We start from the raw sequence: 17,666 nt of genomic DNA, 5'->3' as shown, positions 1-17,666 counted from the left end.
ACAAGCTCGCTGTCGAAGATCAGAGAATGGATGCGAGCCATGTCCGAACCCTATTCGGCCCTGCTCAGGCTGCGGCTGCCACGCGAGCGTCTTGCACGCTGGTTGGCCGCGCCGGTGCCTGCGGCATCGAGGTGGAAGGACTGGCGATCGATCGCCGGCCGGTGGCGCCTGCCCGGCGGCGCCGATCTGGCTGCGTCCAGTGATGTGGAGCTGGGTGAATTCCTCGCCGATTGCAATGCAATGCTGGCCCGGCATGCGGACAACCGCGCAGCGTTGGCCGCCATCCTGCAATCCGCGCAGGCGGAGAACATCAAGCTTGCGGCCTACGATCAGGCAGGGGCGTACTTCGTTGCAGGGTCACTGACGTATTCCGAGAACCTCCATGACCTGGTCGTGTTTCTGGCCATGGCGCGCGGCGCCGCCGATTTCCTTGAGCCTGGCGAGCACGGCGAGGCACTGGTGCACGACTACCTGTGGGCCGAGGACGGCGAGCGGGAGACGGTTGCTGCGGTCCACCTCGCCGGCAAGGGCGATTCCGGCTTCATGACGCCTGCGCAGTCTGGCGAGACCGCTGCAACCTTCGATGCAATGGTCGAGCTCATGCTGGAGGGAGCGGACGACCCGCAGTTCACTCCACGCAATCAGTTGGACCGTATTCAGGAGCGCGGCCATGCTGCCCAGGAGAACTAGATGACAGACACGGGCATCCGCAGGGATCCGGTCGGCAGGAGAGCGCGCTGCGTGCCCGCCGCCTTTGTGCTCTGCCTCTGCCTGTTGGCGGGGTCCGCGCTGGCCGAGACGGCACCGGCTGCGCGCACGTGGTTCGTGAGCGGAGCAGAGCTGGCCAGGCTCCTGCAGGGCAAGGGCGAAAGCGGATTCTGCAGCAGTGATCAGTGCCGGGACCTGTCAAGCGCCCGCGCGAGCGCCTATATCCAGGGTATTGCGGACGCAGGCCGAGGGCAGTGGTGCTGCCAGGGGCAGATCCTTCCCCATGAACTGGTCGACCGGGTGGCTTCGCACATCCGGCAGCTGCCTGCCGAACGACTGCAGCAGGATGCCGCATCTCTGGTCATCGAAGCACTTCAGACCGCGCTTCCCTGCCAACACGCGGCGTCCAGCAGCGACCGCGCCCACGCCGCGCAGAGAGCACGATGAGCGCTTGCTGCCGCTGCACGCCGGGCCGGAACGAAGAGAGGGCTGCCGCATGCGCGTGATGGAGACAGCGTTGTCTGCCGATGTGCTGGCCCTGCTGGAGGCCAGCGGCCTGCCAACAGAGGATCTGCGTGCAGGCAGGCCAATCACCCTTCTGGCAGCGACGTTGGATGGAGAGCTGCTCGGCTGTGTGGGCTACGAATCGAGCCGGGATGTGGTGCTCCTGCGCTCGCTGGCGATCCGGCCGATGTCGCAGGGCAGGGGCCTGGGGCAGCACCTGGTTGTGGAACTGGAACGGCATGCCAAAGCGGCGGGCGGCAGGACGGTGTTCCTTCTCACGACCACGGCAGCACCGTTCTTCGGGCAGCTTGGCTATGAGTGCGTCGCGCGCGATGCAGCACCTGGATTCGTCGCCGCGTCGACGCAGTTCAGTGGACTGTGCCCAGGCTCAGCCCAGCTGATGATGCGGCGGCTGTAGGGCAACCGGGCCCGGGGCGGTGCTTCAGCCGCCGCGCCCATCGGCGTCAGCGGATTGCCGCGTTGCAATCGGCGATGCCCGCAGTGCAGAGGGCCGCTGCGGTGTCGATACCGAAGCGCGCGTGATCAGCCGGTGCGCGAGTACGTGATTGACTGCCGCACGTCCCGGCGAGGCGGAGTGACGGATCGCCCGCAACAGGATGTCCATCGCGTTGTCGGCCATCTCCGCTACGGGCTGATGGATCGTGGTCAGCTCCGGCCACACCATCGTCGAAGCGGATGTGTCATCGAACCCGACCACCGAAAGATCGCCCGGTACCTGCAGGCCGCGACGATGCGCCACGGAAACGACCGCCGATGCCATGTCATCGTTGCTGGCGAAGATCGCGCTGGGTGGCGTCTGCAGCGTCAGCAGCTGCTCGGCAGCCTCCAGTCCAGACCGGTAGGTGAAGTAGCCCGGTTGGACGAGCGCGCCGTCGTAGACGATACCAGCTTCGGCCAGGGCATCCCGGTAGCCCTGCCAGCGATGCGCACTGGCCGTCTGGTTCGGATCGCCCTTGATGTAACCGATGCGGGTATGCCCAAGGGAGACCAGATGCGCCACCATGTCATGGCTGGCCTGGCGGTCGTCGATGCGCACGCAGGAAATCCTGTCGCTGAAGCGGCTGGACGCGATCGAGACCGCGGGAATGCCGGCATTGACGAATACATCGACGATGTCCTTTGACTCACACAGGGGCGGCGGAAGAATCACCCCTGCCACGGTGGTGGAAAGTTGCCGTGCCGCCTCGCGACGTGCCTGGGCGCCCAGTTCATCCCATGCAGCGATCACCAGCTGCGCCGCCGACCGCGTGGACCCGCGCAGTGCGCCGACCAGCAGTTCGCGCAGGTAGCTGGAGCTGGGATTGGTGTAGATCAAGGCGATGCACGTGCGCTGCGCGGCGGCCAGTGCGGATGCGGCGAGGTTGGGCCGGTAGTCCAGCGCGTGCACGCTGCGCAGGACGCGTTCGCGGTTGCCCTCGCGTACCCCGGCATGGCCGTTGATGACGCGCGACACCGTCATGGCGGAAACGCCTGCATGCGCAGCGACGTCATCGATGGTGATGGCGCTCGCTTTCCGGCGGACCGCTTTGTGGCCGTTCTTCAAGTGTCGATTCCCTTTGCTGCGCTGCATGATGACAAGCGCGATTGCGGGTGAGTAGTCTGCGCCCTGACGCGATGGTAGCGCTACCACTGGACCGGTGTAAGGCCAGCGGATGCCCCCCCCCCTTTACCGCGCGGCTGTTCCGGCAGGTCTGAAAGCGAGTGTGAGTCGCAGTGGGTGCAAAGCGTACTGCGATGTTCGGTGTGGAAGACGGGCATCGCCCGTGCGTGCCCCCAGGAGGGGCGGTACATCCATTCGATCGTATGTCAGAGGGGAGAGTCATGAGCGCTTTTTCGTTCCGTCGTACCCCAGGCCGGAGGGCTCGTCGATGAGCCGGACGCTGGCGAAGTTCACCTCCAGGGCCATGTTCACCTTTGTCGGTGGGGTCCTGGTCATCAATCCCGCATTCGCACAGGAGACGTCACCCGCCGCGCCTGTCGCCCAGCAGCAGAACCCGCCCAGTCCGAAACAGCTGGATACCGTGCAGGTCACCGGCATCCGCAACAGCCTCAGCCAGGCGATGGACATCAAGCGCGACTCGGCCGGCGTGGTGGATGTGATCAGTGCGGAGGACATCGGCAAGTTCCCCGACACCAACCTGGCAGAGTCCCTGCAGCGCATCACCGGCATCTCGATCGAACGACGTGATGGTGAAGGTGCACAGGTGACGGCGCGTGGCTTCGGCCCTCAGTTCAACATGGTGACGCTCAATGGGCGCCAGATGCCCGGCGCCGATGCATTCGGTGCGTCCGGGCAGGTCGCCATCGGTGGTGTCGACGGCGGTACCCGCGCCTTCAACTTCGCCCAGCTGGCTGCCGAAGCCATCAACGGCATCGAGGTCTACAAGACCAGCCAGGCCAATGTCCCCAGCGGTGGCATCGGTGCCACCATCAACATCCTTACCTCGCGGCCGTTCGACCATGAGGGCATCGTCGCCAGTGCCGGCGCGAAAGCTGTCTCCGACCGCAGCCAGCCATTCGGTGACGACCTGACACCGGAGCTGTCCGGCATCTTCAGCTACACCAATCCGGAAAAGACCTTCGGCGTGGGCGTGAGCGCCAGCTACCAGAAGCGCAAGGGCGGCTCGGTGCAGGCCACCGAGAACTACTGGAATGTGCAGCCGTGGACCGGCACCATGCCGGGCAACCCGAGGGTAGTCAACGCACCGGCGGTGGGCGCGCTGTACGCCCGGCCCAATGACCTGCGCTATGCGTTCTCCGAGTTCGAACGTGAGCGCATCAACGGCCAGGCGGTGCTGCAGTTCGCGCCGACCGATGCGGTGACCCTGACCCTGGACTACACCTATTCGACCAACGAGATCACCGAGAATCGTGGCGAGCAGGGCATGTGGCTGCAGAACAGCAATTACACCGACGTCGAATTCGACACCAGTGGCGCGGTAGCGACCCCAACCTACATCCGCGAGATCGCCGGCACCAAGGACTTCGGCCTTGAGCAGCAGCGCAGCATGCAGAAGTACAAGCTGGGGTCGCTGGGCTTCAATGCGGCATGGAACGTGACCGACCGCTTCAAGCTGACTTTCGATGCGCACAATTCGAAGAACGAAAGCCGCCCGAACGACCCGCTCACTGGCGGTGGCTCCATCTTCATGAGCATCGCCGGCACCAACAACTGCACCACCGGCCCGCATTGCGGCGGCTCATGGGTGCAGGAGCTGAACTTCAACAACGGCCTGCCGATCGGCACCCAGGTCTGGTTCCCGTCCACCGCCGATGCAGCCGCCAATACCAACGGCGTGGTCAACCCGGGCTTCGTGCCGGGCGAGATCGGCAGCCAGGTGCTGCGCGTCAACTCGCAGACCCAGATCAGCGAGATCAAGCAGGGCCGCGTGGATGGCGAGTGGATCTTCGACAGCGGTCGCTTCCAGTTCGGCGTGGACAGCAGCAAGGCCACCACCCATCGCATCCAGGCCGAAGAGGCCTATTCGACACTGGGTGACTGGGGCGTAGCCAACGTCAACCGTGACACGGCCGGCGGGCTGATGGACCTGATGCAGCCGGTCAACATCGTCGGTCTGTTTGATGATTACAGTGCCAGCAGCTGGACCGCATGGCGCGGCGACGCCGGCCGCCTCGCGCAGTGGGCGGCAAACGAGTATGGCGTGGGCCTCGGCGTGAGCCCCAAGCGCGCCGCCGACAACCTGGTGGAAGAGAAGACGAAGTCGGCCTACTTCCAGGTTGAGCTGGATGGCGAGCTGGGCGGGATGCGTACCAATACCCGACTGGGTGTGCGCTATGAAACGACGGACGTTGTCTCCACCTCGAACATCGCCATCCCGGAAGCGATCGAGTGGCAGTCCAACAACGACTTCCGAGTGGTGTTGTCCGACGAGCAGCAGCCGTTCACCGAAAAGAGCAACTACAGCTACATCCTGCCCAACCTTGATTTCAGCATCGATCTTCGCGAGGACCTGAAGGGACGTGTCTCGTTCGGCAAGAGCATCGCGCGCGCACCGATCGGCAACCTATATGCCGGCCCGACTGCCCAGCAGCCGTTCGGCTCGGTCCTGATCGACCCGTCCTCGCGGGCCAGCGGCACTGCACAGAACCCGCAGCTGAAACCGTTGGAATCGGACAACCTGGACCTGGCACTCGAGTGGTACTTCGCCGACGCGAGCTACCTGTCGCTGACCTACTGGAACAAATCGGTCGACAACTTCGTTGGCAACACCATTGTCCAGGAAAATCTGTACGGCCTGCGCGATCCTACCTCCGGTCCGGACGCGCAGGCGGCCCTGGCATTCCTCAACAGCGGTGCCTGCGTCACCCAGGTGGGCGCTGCCAACGCGGCGGCGTGCTCGGCCAATGACACCTCGCTGTTCACCGCCCTGGCCCTGCTGCGCAACAATCCGGCCGGGCTGGCCGCCTACAACGGCACCGACGCCCAGGTGCTGGCCACCGAGGCAGCCTACGATCTTTACGGCACGGCTGCCGATCCGCTCTACCAGTTCAACGTCAACCGTCCCATCAACCAGAACAAGGCCAAGCTGCACGGCTGGGAGCTGGGTGGACAGTATTTCTTCGGCGATACCGGCTTTGGCATTCTGGCCAACTACACCCTGGTCGATGGTGATGTGGGCTTCAACAATGCCGGCGATCCGGGCATCGACCAGTTCTCGCTCACCGGCCTGAGCGACACCGCCAACGCCGTGCTGATGTATGAGAAGTACGGCTGGTCGGTACGCCTTGCCTGGAACTGGCGCGACCAGTACCTGATCCTGGCCAACCAGGGTGCCAGCCGCAATCCGTACTATGTGGAGGCGTATGAGCAGTGGGATCTCAGCGTGAACTACACCCTGGATGATCACTGGTCGTTCGGCCTGGAGGCGATCAACCTGACCGGTGAGGATGTCCTCTGGCGCTCGCGCACCTCGCAGATGATCGTCAAGCTGGCCGACCAGAGTCCGCGGTATATGCTCGGCGTGCGCTACAAGTTCTGAACCGTGGGGGGTGCAGCTGCCACGGCAGCTGCACCGGTTGAAGGCATCTGACCGAACGGGACACGTCCATGCCGCGTTACGAAATGCTCAACAACGTTGCCCACCGCGATCTTCGCGTTGCCACCGGCTTCGGGCCGGAGTTCGGCGATGCGGTCGGCATGGTGCCAGCGTACCCGAGTGAATTTGCAGAACTGCAGCGGGAGTACCCGATCTTCCTGCGCAGGGATGCCGACACCGGTGGCTGGCAGTCGGTGGCTCTGCTGGGCTTCGAGCAGCACGAGAACCTGTTCCTGCAGGGCGACCGCTGGAATGCGGCGTACCTGCCCGGTGCGGCGGCCAAGGGGCCATTCCTGATCGGCTTCCAGGAGAACCACGTTGATGGCGCGCTCACCCGGGAGGCCGTGCTGCATGTGGATCTGGACCATCCGCGCGTGAGCGCGATGGAGGGGGAGCCGGTGTTCCTGCCGCAGGGAGGGAACTCGCCTTATCTCGAACACGTCGCCGGCGTGCTGCGCGGCATTCACGATGGCCATGCGTTTGCCGCGGAGATGTTCGCCGCCCTCGATGCGAACGGGCTGATCCAACCGGTCACGCTGGACGTGCGGATCGATCCGGAGCATCGGATCGGTGTCAACGGCCTGCACGCGATCGACCGTGATCGGCTGGCGCAGCTGGACGGTGCCGCGCTGGCCGCGCTCAACCGCGCCGGCTATCTGGAAGGCGCCTATCTGATGCTGGCGTCACTGCACAACATGCGCCGCCTCATCGCCGAGAAGCAGCGGCGACTGCGGGCGCAGGATGCCGCTGCTGCGGCAGGCAGGAACTGACCGGTGCTGGACGGCCTCCCGATGCGTACCCTGGAAGGGCTCGATGCCACGGCGCTGCCGCTGGAGTCGCTGGTGGCTGCCGGCGAACCGGTGGTGCTGCGCGGCATCGCGAACGGATGGGGGCTGGTGCAGGCCGGTGCACGTTCCCTGCAGGAGGCGATGGCCTACCTTCGCGGCTTCGACGCAGGCGTGCCGGTTCCCTATTCCTTTGGCGGCCCCGAGATCGAAGGGCGCCCGTTCTACAACGCCGACTTCACTCGCTTGAACTTCGAGGTCCGGCGTGGCGTGCTGACGGAGGTGCTGGACGCAATTGGCGATCATCTGGATTCGCCGAACCCGCCCACCTACTACGTCGCTTCGCTGCTGATCGCACGGGCGCTGCCCGGGTTCGCGCAGCACAACGATGCCGGCCTGGCCGGGCAGGGCATCGATGCCTCGGCCAGCATCTGGATCGGCAACCGGGTAACGGCCTCCTGCCATTACGACATCCCCGACAACCTGGCGTGCTGTGCGGTGGGCCGGCGCCGCTTCACCCTGTTTCCGCCGGAGCAGATCGGCAACCTCTACCCGGGGCCGATGGAGCCGACCCCTGGAGGACAGGTGGTCAGCACGGTGGACTTCGAACGCCCGGACGTCGACCGCCATCCGCGCTTCCGTGATGCCATGGCAAGCGCGCAGACCGCCACGCTTGAACCCGGGGATGCCATCTTCATCCCGGGCCTGTGGTGGCACCACGTGCGCAGCCTGGAACCGTTCAACGTGCTGGTGAATTACTGGTGGCGCAGCGCGCCAGCCTTCCTGGGCTCGCCCCTGCCGGCGCTGCAGCATGCGATGTGGGCCCTGCGTGATCTACCGGCACGCGAGAAACAGGCCTGGGCAAGGATCTTCGATTACTACGTGTTTGGTCCCGGCGAGCGGGCAGGGCAACACCTGCCCGAAGCCGCCCGGGGGGAGCTGGCACCGTTCGACGAGACGCAGGCGCGGCGCATGCGCGCGCAGCTGCTGGGTCGACTCAACCGCTGATGGGGAGCATCGCATTGAACGCTGCGGACACTACACAAGGGCGGATCCGGAGAGTGGTGATCGCCGGTGGCGGCACTGCCGGCTGGCTGGCCGGCTGCGCGCTGGCGCACCAGTTCCGCCAGCAGCTGGACATCACCCTGGTAGAGTCCGAGCAGATCGGTACCGTGGGTGTGGGCGAATCCACCGTGCCGCCCATCCGCACGTTCCACCGCTTCCTGCAGATCGATGAGCAGGAGTTCCTGCGCGCGGTCGCCGGCACGTTCAAGCTCTCGATCTCGTTCGAGAACTGGCGTCGCCCGGGTGAGCGTTTCATCCATCCCTTCGGCACGATCGGGCAGGGTACGTGGGCCACGCCGTTCCATCATTTCTGGCTGGACAGCCTGCGTCGCGGCATGCCTTCGGAACTGGGCGACTTCTGCCTGGAAAGCGTCGCGTCCCAAGCCGACCGGTTTTCGCTGCAGACCCAGCCCCAGGTCAACTACGCCTACCATTTCGACGCCGGGCTCTACGCCCGATTCCTGCGCGGCAAGGCCGAAGCCAACGGGCTGCGGCGGGTGGAAGGCAAGATCCGTGAAGTCCGCCAGCATGCCGATGACGGTTCGGTTGCATCGCTGCTGCTGGAGGACGGCCAGGTCATCGAAGGCGATCTGTTCATCGACTGCACCGGCTTCCGTGGCCTGTTGACCGAGCAGACTCTGCATACCGGTTATGAAGACTGGAACGAGTGGCTGCCCAGCGATCGTGCCGTTGCCGTGCAGACCGACGCGGCTACGCCGCCGGTGCCCTACACCCGTGCCATCGCGCACGAGGCCGGATGGCGCTGGCATATCGCATTGCAGCACCGGGTCGGCTGCGGCCTGGTGTTCTCCAGCCGCCACATGTCCGATGACGAGGCCCAGGCCAAGCTGCTGCGTGATGTCGACGGACGGCCCCTGCGCGATCCCTGGCTGGTACCGTTCCGCAGCGGACGCCGGTTGCAGGCCTGGAACCGCAACGTGGTGGCACTGGGGCTGGCCAGTGGCTTCATCGAGCCGCTGGAATCGACCAGCATCCACCTGACCATCTGCGCCGTCGTGCGCCTGATCCAGCTGTTCCCGTCCGAGGGCATCACCCCTTCGCTGGTGGCGCTGTACAACGACGTCAGCCGCCAGGAGATGGAGCATGTCCGCGATTTCATCATCCTGCACTACCACGCCAACCAGCGCGACGAGCCGATGTGGAAGGCGTGCCGCGAGATGGCGCTTCCCGAGTCACTGCAGGTCCGCCTGCGCGCGTGGCGCGAACGTGCCCATGCCTGGCAGGACCCCGGCGAGCTGTTCCGGGTCGACTCCTGGACCAGCGTCCTGATGGGCCAGGGCATCCTGCCGGGACCGCCGCATCCGCTTGCGCGCGCGATCGGCGACGCGGACCTGCGCACGCTGTTGCACCGACTCCGGCAGCCGGTGCAGGAAGCGGTGGCGAAGATGCCGTCGCAGGCGGACTTCATCGAACGCTACTGCAAGGCCGCGCCCGGAGCCTGGCAAACGGGGCAGGACGTGGCGTAGCCGCAGTGTGTGCTGTTGCACAGAATTGGTAGCGCTACCTTCACATCATTACGGGGTGCAGTGGATGGAATTGGTTGCAGGAATCGACGCCGGTACGCAGAGCCTGAAGGTGGTCGTCTACGATCCTGATGCACGCAGCCTCGTTGCCAGCGCCAGCGCGCCACTGGAACTGACCAGTGCCGCCGATGGCAGCCGGGAACAGCGCCCAGACGACTGGGTCGCCGCGCTGCAGGGCTGCTTTGCCGCAATCGATCCGGCGCTGCGCTCGCTCATTGCCGCGCTTGCGGTCTCCGGGCAGCAGCATGGCTTCGTACCGATCGATGCGGCAGGGAAGGTCCTGGCACCGGCCAAGCTGTGGTGCGACACCAGCACCGCGGCCGAATGCGTGCAGATAATGGACGCGGTTGGCGGTGCCGCACGCACCATCGAACTGGCCGGCAACCCGGTGCTTGCCGGTTACACCGCCTCCAAGCTGCCGTGGACGAAGATGCACCGGCCCGACGCCTACGCCCGGCTGGCCACCATCCTGTTGCCGCACGATTACCTCAATTTCGTGTTGACCGGCCAACGCTTCTGCGAGTACGGCGACGCGTCCGGCACCGGCTGGCTGGACGTGCGCACCCGCACCTGGTCGGATGAGCTGCTGCACGCGACCGATCCGCAGCGCGATCTTGCCGGTTGCCTGCCGCGCATCGCTGCACCCGATGAGGTGTTCGACATTGCGCCTGAGGCCGCCGTGGCATTGGGACTTCCGCCCACCGTGAAGGTGGCCGTCGGCGGCGGCGACAACATGATGGCGGCCATCGGCACCGGCTGCGTCGTGCCTGGTCGCCTGGCGATGAGCCTGGGCACGTCAGGCACGCTGTTTGCGTTCTCGGACACCCCCGTGGTCGATCCCAACGGCGCGTGGGCCGCGTTCTGCTCGTCGACCGGCGGCTGGCTGCCACTGATCTGCACGATGAACTGCACCGTGGTGACCGGGCAGGTTGCCGATGCCTTCGGTTTCAGCAGCCGCGATGGCGACGGCTACCTGCACGCCACGCCGCCCGGCGCCGACGGGCTGGTGATGCTGCCGTTCCTCAACGGCGAACGCACGCCGGACCTGCCGCAGGGCAAAGGGGTGCTGGCGGGCCTGGATACGACCAACATGACGCCGGCGCACATCTACCGCGCGGCCATGGAAGGGGCCACCTACGCGCTGAAGTTTGGCTACGACGCATTCGTCGGCGCGGGCATGCAGTTCGACCGCATTGTGCTGACCGGCGGCGGCAGCAACAGCGGACAGTGGCGGCAACTGGTGGCCGATGTGTTCGGCCTGCCCGTGGACGTACCGACCCAGCCCGAAGGCGCGGCGTTCGGTGCGGCCTTGCAGGCGCTGTGGGCCGTCGCTCACGCGCGCGGTGACGCCGCCTCGATCGCCGCGATCACCGACCGGCACGTTGCGCTCGACCCGCTGCGGTCCGCGCGCCCGGACCCCTCGCGCAGCGAAGCCTACGCCGCCGCCTATACCCGGTTCCTGCGACATCTCGACGCCATCACGCCGCTGTATCGCGGCTGATTCCTCTTTCCGCGACACCTCGCACAACGACAGGAAGACGCACCATGAGCACGCAACCCTTCATCGGCGCCAAGGAATACTTCCCCGGCATCGGCCGCATTCCCTTCGAAGGACGGGGCTCGGACAACCCGCTCGCCTTCAAGGTCTACGACGCCGACAAGGTCATCGGTGGCAAGACCATGCAGGAGCATCTTCGCTTCGCGGTCTGCTACTGGCACACCTTCTGCAACGCCGGGCACGATCCGTTCGGCCCGGGTACCCGCGACTTCTCCTGGGAGGCCGGCTCGCCGATGGCGACCGCCGAGGCGAAGGTGGACGCGGCGTTCGAGTTCTTCACCAAGCTGGGCGTGCCGTACTGGTGCTTCCACGATATCGACCTGGCGCCGGACGCCGACGACGTCACGCAGTACGAAAAGAACCTGAAGCACATGGTGGGCCTGGCCAAGGCGCGCCAGGATGCCACCGGCATGAAACTGCTGTGGGGCACGGCCAACCTGTTCTCGCACCCGCGCTACATGAACGGTGCGTCCACCAACCCGGACTTTGCGGTGGTGGCGCGTGCCGCCGTGCAGGTGAAGGCGGCGCTGGAGGCCACCGTTGAACTGGGCGGCGAACATTACGTGTTCTGGGGCGGCCGCGAAGGCTATGCCGCGCTGGCCAATACCCAGATGAAGCGCGAAGTCGACCACCTGGCGCGGTTCCTGACCATGGCGCGCGACCATGGCCGCAGCATCGGCCTGAAGGGCAACTTCCTGATCGAGCCCAAGCCGATGGAACCGATGAAGCACCAGTACGACTTCGACAGCGCCACCGTGGTGGGGTTCCTGAAGGAGCATGGCCTGGACAAGGATTTCAAGCTCAACATCGAGGCGAACCACGCTACGTTGTCCGGCCACACCTTCGAACACGATCTGCAGGTCGCCTCGGACCACGGCCTGCTCGGCAGCATCGACGCCAACCGCGGCAACGCGCAGAACGGCTGGGATACCGACCAGTTCCCCACCGACCTGTACGACACCGTGGGGGCGATGCTGGTGGTGCTGCGCCAGGGCGGCCTGGAAGGCGGCTTGAACTTCGACGCCAAGGTGCGCCGTGAATCGACCGACCTGGAAGATCTGTTCATTGCCCACGTCGGCGGCATGGATGCGTTCGCCCGCGGACTGGAAGTGGCCCATGCGCTGCTGAACGACTCGCCGCTGGAGCAGTGGCGCCAGGAGCGTTACGCCAGCTTCGACAGTGGTGCCGGCAATGACTTCGCGCGCGGCGCGCTCAGCCTCGCAGAGCTGGCTGCGCTGGGTGCCAAGGGCGGCGAGCCACGGCAGATCAGTGGCAAGCAGGAGCGCTACGAGAACCTGATCAACCAGTACCTGCTGCGTTGAGCGCGACGGCTCGCATCGATGACACCGAACCGGGGAGGGGCAGGGCAATGCAGCAGGCAATGAACGGTGGAGAGAACACCCGATTGATCGTACTGATCAGCGTGGTGGCGACGATTGGCGGATTCCTGTTCGGGTTCGACAGCGGCGTGATCAATGGCACCCAGGATGGCCTGCATCAGGCGTTCAGGTCCGGCGAGTGGATGCAGGGGTTCGAGATCGCCTCGATGCTGCTGGGCTGTGCCGTCGGTGCCTTCAGTGCCGGCCGCCTGGCCGACCGTCTCGGTCGCCGCAATGTGCTGATCGTCTCGGCGGTGCTTTTCCTGCTGTCGGCGATCGGCGCAGGGGCCGCATCGTCCTCGGTGATGTTCGTCGTCGCGCGGGTGTTGGGGGGCTTCGCGGTGGGGGCCGCGAGCGTGATCTCGCCGGCCTACATCGCCGAAGTGGCACCGGCACGCTACCGTGGCCGCCTCGCCACGGTCCAGCAGATCGCCATCATCAGCGGGCTGACCGTCGCGTTCCTGTCCAACTACCTGCTGGCGGCCACCGCCGGTGCCTCCACCGAGGCGCTGTGGGGCGGCCATGCGGCGTGGCGCTGGATGTTCTGGATGCAGGCCGTGCCTTCGCTGCTGTTCCTGGCATTGCTGCTGACCATTCCGGAAAGCCCGCGCTACCTGATGGTGAAGCGCCGCAAGGACGAGGCACTGCAGGTGCTTGCGCGGCTGTACGGCGGTGCCGAGGCGCAGGCGAAGCTTGCCGAGATCGACGCTTCGCTGTCGACCGACCACCATCGGCCGCGGCTGTCTGACCTGCGCAGCAAGAGCACCGGCCGGATCCGCTCCATCGTCTGGGTGGGTATCGGCCTGGCCACCTTCCAGCAGCTGGTCGGCATCAACGTGGTCTTCTACTACGGTGCCGTGCTCTGGCAGGCCGTCGGCTTCTCCGAGAACGACGCATTGCTGATCAACGTGCTGTCCGGTGCGCTCAGCATTGGTGCGTGCATCGTCACCGTGCTGCTGATCGATCGCATCGGGCGCAAGCCGTTGCTGTGGGTGGGCTCGGCCGGCATGGCGGTGTCATTGGCGGTGCTGGTGGCGGCATTCGCCAGCGGCTCGCTGGTCGATACGCACCTGCAGCTGCCTGCAGGCATGGGCACGCTGGCGCTGGTGGCGGCCAATGCCTATGTCGTGTTCTTCAACATCTCGTGGGGACCGGTGATGTGGGTGATGCTGGGCGAAATGTTCCCCAACCAGATCCGCGGTTCGGGCCTGGCAGTGGCCGGTGCGGCGCAGTGGACCGCGAACTTCGCCGTTACCGTGACCTTCCCCATCCTGCTGGCCGCCGCCGGGCTGGCAGCCACGTACAGCATCTACCTGGTGGCAGCGGTCATTTCGGTGTTCTTCGTGCTCAGGTACGTGCACGAAACCAAGGGCAAGGAACTGGAGCAGATGCAAGGATGAACGCAATGACCCATCGACACGTTGGCCGCGCCCATGCTGGCGTGCTGCTGACCACGCTGCTGCTGGCACTGACGGCCTGCGGCAGGGATGAGAAGGTTGCCGGACCTGCGGCCGCGACGGCGGATCCGTGGCCGCAGGTCGCCTGGCCGTTGGCCGAGGACCCCGCGCTGGAGAAGCGCATCACCGACCTGATGGCCACCATGACGGTGGAGGAAAAGGTCGGCCAGCTGGTGCAGGGCGATATCGCCAGCATCACGCCCGACGACGTGCGCCGCTATCGGTTGGGCTCGGTCCTGGCCGGCGGCAATTCCGATCCCGGTAGCCGTTACGATGCCGCGCCGGCCGAATGGCTGGCGCTGGCCGATGCGTTCTACGCAGCGTCGATGGACACCTCCGCCGGTGGCAAAGCGATTCCGGTGCTGTTCGGCATTGATGCCGTGCACGGGCAGAGCAACATCATCGGCGCGACGCTGTTCCCGCACAACATCGGCCTGGGCGCGGCCCGCAACCCGGATCTGCTGCGTCGGATCGGCGAAGTCACCGCACTGGAGACCCGCGCGACCGGCATGGAGTGGGCATTCGCACCGACCGTGGCGGTACCGCAGGACGACCGCTGGGGGCGTACTTACGAGGGCTATTCCGAATCGCCCGAGGTGGTGGCCAGCTATGCCGGTGCAATGGTCGAAGGCCTGCAGGGCAAAGTGGGTACGCCCGCGTTCCTCGATGGTCGTCATGTGATCGCTTCGGTGAAGCACTTCCTCGGCGACGGCGGCACCACCGACGGTAAGGACCAGGGTGATACCCGGATCAGCGAAGCAGACCTGGTGCGCATCCACGCGGCCGGGTATCCGCCGGCGATCGCGGCAGGCGCACAGACCGTCATGGCGTCCTTCAACAGCGTCAACGGCGAAAAAATGCATGGTCATATGCAGTACCTGACCGATGCGTTGAAGGGCCGCATGCACTTCGGTGGGTTCGTGGTGGGCGACTGGAACGGACATGGACAGGTCAAGGGATGCACGACCACCGATTGCCCGGCCACCATCAATGCAGGGCTGGACATGGCCATGGCCTCGGACAGCTGGAAAGGCTTCTACGAAACCACGCTGGCTGCAGTGAAGAACGGCACCATCAGCCAGCAGCGGCTGGATGAAGCCGTGCGCCGGATCCTGCGGGTGAAGATGCGACTTGGCCTGTTCGAGGCGGGCAAGCCGTCCGCGCGCGCGGTCGGCGGGCAGTTCGCGCTGATTGGTGCACCGGAACATCGCGCCCTTGCGCGGCAGGCCGTGCGCGAATCACTGGTAATGCTGAAGAACCAGGGCGGTGTACTGCCGTTGTCCCCCCGGCAGCGGATCCTGGTCGCCGGTGATGGTGCCAACGACGTGGGCAAGCAGGCCGGCGGCTGGACGTTGAACTGGCAAGGCACCGGTACCACGCGCAGGGACTTCCCCAACGCGGACACGATCTACGAGGGCATCGCCCAGCATGCGTCGGCCGCAGGTGGCGAGGCAGTGCTTGCGGTCGATGGGAAATACGCGACGAAGCCGGACGTGGCCGTGGTGGTATTCGGCGAGAGCCCGTATGCCGAGTTCCAGGGCGATCTGCCGACCCTGGCCTACAAGCCGGGGGACGACTCGGATCTTGCCTTGATCAAACGGCTGAAGGCCGAAGGCATCCCCGTGGTTGCCGTGTTCCTGAGCGGACGCCCGCTGTGGGTCAACCGCGAGATCAACGCCGCGGATGCGTTCGTTGCAGCGTGGCTGCCCGGCTCGGAAGGTGCCGGCGTTGCCGACGTTCTGCTGCGCAAGGCTGATGGCAGCGTGCAGCACGATTTCAAGGGCAGGTTGAGCTTCAGCTGGCCGCGTTCGGCCACGCAGTACGCCAACAACGTGGGGCAGCAGGATTACGACCCGCAGTTCGCTTTCGGCTTCGGTCTGACCTACGCAGACAACGGCGATCTGCCGGCGCTGCCGGAGGTCTCTGGCGTGACCGGCAACGAAGGCGCCACCGGCGTGTTCTTCGCGCGCGGCGATGCCGGTTCGGGCATGGCCCTGCGCCTGCAGAACGGTACGGGGCAAGGCGTGACGGTCACCAAGGTGCCGGAGGCATTGGATGGCGATCTGCTCAAGATCACCGGGGTGGATCACCTGGCGCAGGAGGACGGTCGCCGTCTTGCGTGGTCGGGCAAGGGGGAGGCGCTTGCCACGCTGCAGTCGCACACGGCGCTGGACCTGCAGCGCGAAAGCAACGGCGACCTGATGCTGCTGACCACGCTGCGGGTGGAGTCTGCACCCCGCGGCGAGGCATGGTTGGCAGTGGGCTGCGGCACTGGCTGCTCGGCCCGCATTGCGCTCACGCCGACGCTGGCAACGCTGCCGGTGGGCCAATGGACGCGCGTGGGTGTGCCGCTGAAGTGCCTGGTGGCCGCTGGCGCGGATGTCGGCAAGCTGGATCGCCCGTGGTCGATCGGAACGGCGGGGGCGATGACACTGTCGGTGTCGCGTGTCGCACTGGGCGCTCTGAACGAAGCAGAGACCACCATCGGCTGCGCGGGCGCGTGACCGTGACGCCGCGCTCTGCGCTATCGGGAACCAGGTGGGCGCGCGACCGAATCGCGTACCACCAGCTGGTGCGGCACCACGTGGTCGATCAGCACCCGCTCGCCGTCTGTGCGGCGGCGGATGGTGCGCAGCAGGATATCGATGGCCGCATCGGCCATCGAGGCGATCGGCTGATGGATGGTGGTGAGTTCAGGCCAGACCGTGGTGGCGGCGGAGCTGTCATCGAAGCCCACCACCGACAGGTCGCGGGGTACCTCCAGGCCACGGCGGTGGGCAACGGAGATTGCCGCCGCGCCCATATCGTCGTTGCTGGCGAAGATCGCAGTGGGCGGCCGGGGCTGGCACAGCAGCTTCTCAGCAGCGGCGAGCCCCGAGCGGTAGGTGTAGTCGCCCTGTTCGACCAGGGCGGGGTCGACCTCCAGCCCGGCGTCGTGCAGCGCGCTGACAAATCCGTCATAGCGCCGCGCGCTTGCGCTGAGATCGGTACGCCCGCAGATGAAGCCGATGCGGCGGTGACCATGCTGGATCAGGTGTTCGGCCAGTTCCCTGCCAGCGTGGAAGTCGTCGATGCGCACGCAGGAAACGCCGTTGCCAAGGTGACCTGGCGCGATCGCCACCACCGGGATACCCGCCCTGACCAGCTCGGTCACCACGGGCTTCGATTCGCACAGCGGCGGCGGCAGGATGACGCCGTCCACGCGCCCGGCAAGGGCACGCGCGGCCTTGCGCTGGGCGGTGGGGCCCGGCTCGTCCCAGTAGTCGATGACCAGCTGGATGGCAGCGTTGGACGCTACCCGCAGCAGGCCGACCAGCAGTTCGCGCAGGTAGGCACCGCTGGGGTCGGTGTAGATCAGTGCAATACGCGTGTGCTGCGCGGCGGCCAACGAACTGGCGGCGAGGTTGGGCGTATAGCCCAGTTCACGCACTGCGCGCATCACGCGCTCGCGGGTGACGTCGCGCACCTTGCCCTGGTTGATCGCCCGCGACACCGTCATCGGCGACACTCCGGCCAGGGCTGCCACCTCGTCGATCGTCACGCCACTGGTTTTGCGGCGGACCGATTTCTTCGGCTTGTCCAATACGC

General features: G+C 66.1%; 13 protein-coding genes. 11 read left to right on the top strand and 2 right to left on the bottom strand.

Annotation, left to right across the window (positions count from 1 at the left end; translation table 11 throughout):
* Positions 1 to 39: 39 nt before the first annotated feature.
* Genes QP457_RS11235 through arsN2 form a run of 3 tightly spaced genes read left to right on the top strand, consistent with a single transcriptional unit; the run spans position 40 to position 1,630 of the window.
* Entirely contained in the window at positions 40 to 690 is a 651-nt protein-coding gene (locus QP457_RS11235; RefSeq protein ID WP_099818477.1) for a hypothetical protein, read from the top strand.
* Positions 691 to 1,155: a Rap1a/Tai family immunity protein gene (locus tag QP457_RS11230; protein WP_205404134.1), complete on the top strand. Its 465-nt coding sequence runs from the start codon at positions 691 to 693 to the stop codon at positions 1,153 to 1,155. It begins immediately after the preceding gene.
* A 4-nt stretch (positions 1,156 to 1,159) separates the two neighbouring features.
* Positions 1,160 to 1,630 (top strand): arsenic resistance N-acetyltransferase ArsN2, encoded by a 471-nt coding sequence (gene arsN2, locus QP457_RS11225; RefSeq protein ID WP_205404133.1) that lies wholly within the window; start codon positions 1,160 to 1,162, stop codon positions 1,628 to 1,630.
* Positions 1,631 to 1,654: 24 nt separating this feature from the next.
* Here arsN2 and QP457_RS11220 read toward each other — a convergent pair whose 3' ends face one another.
* Entirely contained in the window at positions 1,655 to 2,692 is a 1,038-nt protein-coding gene (locus tag QP457_RS11220) for a LacI family DNA-binding transcriptional regulator (RefSeq protein ID WP_240196389.1), read from the bottom strand.
* Between the two features lie 409 nt (positions 2,693 to 3,101).
* Here QP457_RS11220 and QP457_RS11215 point away from each other — a divergent pair, with 409 nt between their 5' ends.
* The 8 genes from QP457_RS11215 (at position 3,102) to QP457_RS11180 (ending at position 16,582) form a co-directional block, all read left to right on the top strand.
* Positions 3,102 to 6,233 carry a TonB-dependent receptor gene (locus QP457_RS11215; protein WP_205404128.1) on the top strand — a complete coding sequence of 1,044 codons (3,132 nt, stop codon included), beginning with the start codon at positions 3,102 to 3,104 and terminating at the stop codon, positions 6,231 to 6,233.
* A gap of 68 nt (positions 6,234 to 6,301) precedes the next feature.
* Positions 6,302 to 7,060, top strand: coding sequence for a SapC family protein (locus QP457_RS11210; protein WP_180167092.1), 759 nt, complete (start codon positions 6,302 to 6,304; stop codon positions 7,058 to 7,060).
* A gap of 3 nt (positions 7,061 to 7,063) precedes the next feature.
* Complete coding sequence (locus tag QP457_RS11205; RefSeq protein ID WP_205404126.1) at positions 7,064 to 8,083, top strand: cupin-like domain-containing protein; 1,020 nt, start codon at positions 7,064 to 7,066, stop codon at positions 8,081 to 8,083.
* Positions 8,084 to 8,097: 14 nt separating this feature from the next.
* The gene (locus QP457_RS11200) at positions 8,098 to 9,627 is read left to right on the top strand and encodes a tryptophan halogenase family protein (RefSeq protein ID WP_240196388.1); all 1,530 of its coding nucleotides are present in this window, start codon (positions 8,098 to 8,100) and stop codon (positions 9,625 to 9,627) included.
* Between the two features lie 64 nt (positions 9,628 to 9,691).
* Positions 9,692 to 11,185, top strand: coding sequence for a xylulokinase (xylB, locus tag QP457_RS11195; protein WP_205404122.1), 1,494 nt, complete (start codon positions 9,692 to 9,694; stop codon positions 11,183 to 11,185).
* A gap of 44 nt (positions 11,186 to 11,229) precedes the next feature.
* On the top strand, positions 11,230 to 12,564 hold the full coding sequence (gene xylA / locus QP457_RS11190; RefSeq protein WP_205404120.1) for a xylose isomerase: 1,335 nt from the start codon (positions 11,230 to 11,232) through the stop codon (positions 12,562 to 12,564).
* A gap of 47 nt (positions 12,565 to 12,611) precedes the next feature.
* Positions 12,612 to 14,021 carry a sugar porter family MFS transporter gene (locus QP457_RS11185; RefSeq protein WP_205404118.1) on the top strand — a complete coding sequence of 470 codons (1,410 nt, stop codon included), beginning with the start codon at positions 12,612 to 12,614 and terminating at the stop codon, positions 14,019 to 14,021.
* Positions 14,018 to 16,582 carry an exo 1,3/1,4-beta-D-glucan glucohydrolase gene (locus QP457_RS11180; RefSeq protein ID WP_205404117.1) on the top strand — a complete coding sequence of 855 codons (2,565 nt, stop codon included), beginning with the start codon at positions 14,018 to 14,020 and terminating at the stop codon, positions 16,580 to 16,582. The genes QP457_RS11185 and QP457_RS11180 overlap by 4 nt, the downstream gene beginning before the upstream one ends.
* Positions 16,583 to 16,602: 20 nt before the next feature.
* Here QP457_RS11180 and QP457_RS11175 read toward each other — a convergent pair whose 3' ends face one another.
* Positions 16,603 to 17,661 carry a LacI family DNA-binding transcriptional regulator gene (locus QP457_RS11175; protein ID WP_205404116.1) on the bottom strand — a complete coding sequence of 353 codons (1,059 nt, stop codon included), beginning with the start codon at positions 17,659 to 17,661 and terminating at the stop codon, positions 16,603 to 16,605.
* Positions 17,662 to 17,666 lie beyond the last annotated feature (5 nt).

This window comes from Stenotrophomonas sp. As-7, assembly GCF_030291015.1.
Taxonomy (GTDB): Bacteria; Pseudomonadota; Gammaproteobacteria; order Xanthomonadales; family Xanthomonadaceae; genus Stenotrophomonas; species Stenotrophomonas lactitubi.
The sequence above is the reverse complement of the archived record's forward strand: the minus strand, read 5'-3'. Positions and strand labels throughout refer to the sequence as shown.

Bases quoted from the DNA above. Each gene is read 5' to 3' on its own strand.
- QP457_RS11235 (WP_099818477.1), top strand. From the start codon at position 40: ATGTCCGAACCCTATTCGGCCCTGCTCAGGCTGCGGCTGCCACGCGAG.
- QP457_RS11230 (WP_205404134.1), top strand. From the start codon at position 691: ATGACAGACACGGGCATCCGCAGGGATCCGGTCGGCAGGAGAGCGCGC.
- QP457_RS11220 (WP_240196389.1), bottom strand. From the start codon at position 2,692: ATGACGGTGTCGCGCGTCATCAACGGCCATGCCGGGGTACGCGAGGGC.
- QP457_RS11215 (WP_205404128.1), top strand. From the start codon at position 3,102: ATGAGCCGGACGCTGGCGAAGTTCACCTCCAGGGCCATGTTCACCTTT.
- QP457_RS11210 (WP_180167092.1), top strand. From the start codon at position 6,302: ATGCCGCGTTACGAAATGCTCAACAACGTTGCCCACCGCGATCTTCGC.
- xylB (WP_205404122.1), top strand. From the start codon at position 9,692: ATGGAATTGGTTGCAGGAATCGACGCCGGTACGCAGAGCCTGAAGGTG.
- xylA (WP_205404120.1), top strand. From the start codon at position 11,230: ATGAGCACGCAACCCTTCATCGGCGCCAAGGAATACTTCCCCGGCATC.
- QP457_RS11185 (WP_205404118.1), top strand. From the start codon at position 12,612: ATGCAGCAGGCAATGAACGGTGGAGAGAACACCCGATTGATCGTACTG.
- QP457_RS11180 (WP_205404117.1), top strand. From the start codon at position 14,018: ATGAACGCAATGACCCATCGACACGTTGGCCGCGCCCATGCTGGCGTG.